Annotated in this window: 5 protein-coding genes; 3 read left to right on the top strand and 2 right to left on the bottom strand. The window is 75.9% G+C overall.

Going from position 1 to position 3,049, the window contains the following annotated elements:
• Nucleotides 1-71 precede the first annotated feature (71 nt).
• Complete coding sequence (locus tag ACFV0Q_RS40370) at nucleotides 72-473, bottom strand: ribonuclease domain-containing protein (protein ID WP_385012934.1); 402 nt, start codon at nucleotides 471-473, stop codon at nucleotides 72-74.
• Nucleotides 474-692: 219 nt separating this feature from the next.
• Between ACFV0Q_RS40370 and ACFV0Q_RS40375 the strand changes: the two genes are divergently transcribed.
• Nucleotides 693-947, top strand: a complete 255-nt coding sequence (locus ACFV0Q_RS40375; protein WP_385012936.1) for a hypothetical protein — start codon at nucleotides 693-695, stop codon at nucleotides 945-947.
• A gap of 31 nt (nucleotides 948-978) precedes the next feature.
• On the opposite strand, the gene ACFV0Q_RS40380 is transcribed toward ACFV0Q_RS40375, so the two are convergent.
• Complete coding sequence (locus tag ACFV0Q_RS40380; RefSeq protein WP_385012938.1) at nucleotides 979-1,368, bottom strand: VOC family protein; 390 nt, start codon at nucleotides 1,366-1,368, stop codon at nucleotides 979-981.
• A 159-nt stretch (nucleotides 1,369-1,527) separates the two neighbouring features.
• Between ACFV0Q_RS40380 and ACFV0Q_RS40385 the strand changes: the two genes are divergently transcribed.
• Nucleotides 1,528-2,487, top strand: coding sequence for an anti-sigma factor RsbA family regulatory protein (locus tag ACFV0Q_RS40385; protein ID WP_385012940.1), 960 nt, complete (start codon nucleotides 1,528-1,530; stop codon nucleotides 2,485-2,487).
• A 78-nt stretch (nucleotides 2,488-2,565) separates the two neighbouring features.
• Nucleotides 2,566-3,049: ribonuclease H (locus ACFV0Q_RS40390; RefSeq protein WP_385012942.1), on the top strand; the 484-nt coding region annotated here is incomplete at its 3' end.

Genomic DNA, 3,049 nt, shown 5'->3' on the forward strand with positions numbered 1-3,049 from the left:
CCCCACCCCCGTGCCGGGGGTGGGGCGGTGTGGCGTCCGGGCGGTGCGGTCACGCGTGTCCGACTGCCGGGTCAGCAGCCGAAGTTGACGCGGCGGAACGAGGCGTAGTGGTCGGCGGTGTAGTAGTCCTCCTGCGCCTGCCGGCCGGTGATGATCCGGCGGGCGCCGCGCGTCGGCGAGCCCGGGGTGATGACCGTGTACTCGTGGTAGTAGCCGGTGCTCTGACCGGGCAGCAGCCGCTCACGGTTCTGGAAGACGACGCCGTCCTGGGAGTACGGGAACGGGCCGCCCTGGTCGATGAGGTCGAGGGTGTCGTGCGCCTGGGAGGGCAGCGCGGAGTAACAGACGCTGCCCACCGCCTTCACCGAGATGGCGGAGGCGACGGGGGCCGCCGAAGCGGCCGGTGCGACGAGGAGGGTGGCGGCGACGGCGGAGGCGCCGATGAGGGCGGCGATGCGCGGGGGGATTCTCATGCGGCCATGATGACGCGCGTAGAGCCGGGCAGGTCAACGCCAACTGGGCTGATTTTCCTGCCTGTTCACCGCTCCAGCACCTGGCGGAACGCAGTCGCCGCCGCCCCGTAACGCGGCCGCCATCTACGGCGGCGCCGAGGGGCGGCGGACGGTCGGTCCCGGGCCGGCGCACCGGTCCCCCGGGATGCCGCACTGGCGGGTCTCGGGCAGGCTGGGCCCATGGAGCACGCGCCGATCGTCGTACACCGGATCTCGCCGTCGGGTGGCCGCCGGGTGACGATCCGGGTCCAGGGCCACGAGACGGCGCTGGGGGTCGCCCACTCGGACGCCGACGTGGTCGAGTTCCTGCGGCGGATCGAGGTGCCCGACCCCGACGAGGCGGTCCTCGGCGACGCGAGGGTGATCGAGTGGCAGGGCGACGCCCCGCACCAGTACGAGGCCGAGACCGGCCCTCCCCCGCCCGACCTGCCGTAGGCCGGGCGGGCCGCGCGGGGGCGGCATCGCGTCAGACGGACCAGACGGCCGCCGCGATGGTGAAGGAGTGGCCGGCCGGGTCGCTGAAGAGCCGGGCCTCGTACGGCCCGGCTTCGGTGCCGGTGGACATCGGACGGGCGCCGAGCGCCACCGCCTCGCGTTCGGCCTCGTCCAGGTCGGCGAGGTCGACGATGATCCGCAAGTGCGCCTGCTGCGCGTGCTCCGGGCGGGGCCAACTCGGCGGCGCGTAGCCGTGGTCGCGGCGGATCGCGAGGTGGACCCCGGCTCCGCCGACCACCTCGACCAGGTCCGGCTCCTGGCCGACCTGAGCGTCGGCACCGAGGAGCCGGGCGTAGAACAGGGCCAGGTCGTGGGGCTCGGCACAGTCCAGTACGAGCACGCTTGTCTTCTTGACCGTCATGGGTCGCACGTACCCGCCCCGCGGCCCCGCACGCCCCGTCGAACGTCTGTACGCGCACTCGTGCCGAGCGGGGGTGCCCGCCCGGCTCCGTTGGCCATAATCGGGGGCGAGGAGCGGCTGACACCCCTCGGACCGACCCGCCGCGCTGGAGGTCACAGCATGACCGGCACCACCGTTCCCGGAGCCCGGCCGCCGGGGCCCTTCGCGCACCCCGCCCTCTTCTACCGGGGGCCGCAGGAGTACGCGGCGGGCGTGGGCGGCTTCGTGCGCGCCGCGCTCGCGGCGGGCGAGCCGGTGTTCGTCGCCGTCCCCGGTCCCCGTCTCGACGCGCTGCGCCACGGCCTGGGCGGGGACGCCGACGCGGTCGAGTGGGCGGACATGACGGTGCTGGGCCGCAACCCGGGGCGGATCCTCGCGGCGCTCCAGGACGTCGCGGACCGGGATCCGGACCGGCCCGTGCGGATCGTGGGCGAGCCGCTCTGGCCCGGCCGGAGCCCGGCGGAGATCCGCGAGGCCACCCGCCACGAGGCGCTCATCAACACCGCCTTCGCGGGCCGGGCCGCCACCGTCCTGTGCCCGTACGACGCGGACGGCCTGCCCGCCGGGGTCCTCGCCGACGCCCGCCGGACGCATCCCACGCTGATCGGGGGCGGGCACGGTCCGCAGGCCAGCCCCGCCTACGCGGACCCGGCCGCCGTGTGCGCCGACTGCGACCTGCCGCTGGCCGCGCCCCCCGCCGACGCGGTCTTCCTCGGCTACCGGTCGGGCATGCTGTCCGGGGTGCGCGCCCATGCCGAGGCCTGGGCCCGGCACACGGCCCTGGCCCCGGACCGGCGGGGCGACCTCGTCCTCGCCGTCAGCGAGGCCGCCGCCAACTCCGTCGCGCACGGCGGCGGCAGCGGGACGCTCGGGCTGTGGCGCACGGCCGGGGGCGGTGTCGTCGCCGAGATCCGCGACGGCGGCCGGCTGAAGGACCCCCTGGCGGGGCGCCGGCGCCCCTCGCCCGCCTCGGGCAACGGCGGGCGCGGCCTGTGGATGATCCACCAGCTGTGCGACCTCGTCGAGGTCCGGGCGCTGCCCGACGGGCTCACCCTGCGCCTGCACATGCGGACCGCCTGAGGCCGGTCCCTCGCCGCCGGGAGCGGGCGCCGGTGCACCGGCGCCGGGGCCGCCGCGCGGGTGGGGCATGATCGGGGCATGTCTGATCGCATCATTGCCGCCTGCGACGGGGCGGCGAAGGGTAATCCCGGGCCTGCCGGATGGGCGTGGGTCATCGCGGACCCGCAGGGCCGCGCGGAGCGCTGGGAGGCCGGCCCGTTGGGCCGGGCCACCAACAACGTGGGTGAACTCACCGCGCTTCAGCGGCTGTTGGAGGCGCTCGCGCCCGGGACGGCCGCCGAGGTGCGGATGGATTCCCAGTACGCCATGAAGGCGGTGACGCAGTGGCTGCCCGCGTGGAAGCGCAACGGGTGGAAGACGGCCGCCGGGAAGCCGGTGGCCAACCGGGAGCTCGTCGAGCGCATCGACGCGCTGCTGGGCGAGCGGGACGTCGAGTTCCGCTACGTCCCCGCCCACCGCGAGGACGGCGACCACCTCAACGCCATCGCCGACCAGGCCGCCAGTGACGCCGCGCTCACCCAGCAGGCCGCCGGCACCGCCCTGGGGCACGCCGAGCTGCCGG

The sequence above is a fragment of the Streptomyces sp. NPDC059564 genome (genome assembly GCF_042735575.1).
GTDB lineage: Bacteria > Actinomycetota > Actinomycetes > Streptomycetales > Streptomycetaceae > Streptomyces.

Bases quoted from the DNA above. Each gene is read 5' to 3' on its own strand.
- ACFV0Q_RS40370 (WP_385012934.1), bottom strand. From the start codon at position 473: ATGAGAATCCCCCCGCGCATCGCCGCCCTCATCGGCGCCTCCGCCGTC.
- ACFV0Q_RS40375 (WP_385012936.1), top strand. From the start codon at position 693: ATGGAGCACGCGCCGATCGTCGTACACCGGATCTCGCCGTCGGGTGGC.
- ACFV0Q_RS40380 (WP_385012938.1), bottom strand. From the start codon at position 1,368: ATGACGGTCAAGAAGACAAGCGTGCTCGTACTGGACTGTGCCGAGCCC.
- ACFV0Q_RS40385 (WP_385012940.1), top strand. From the start codon at position 1,528: ATGACCGGCACCACCGTTCCCGGAGCCCGGCCGCCGGGGCCCTTCGCG.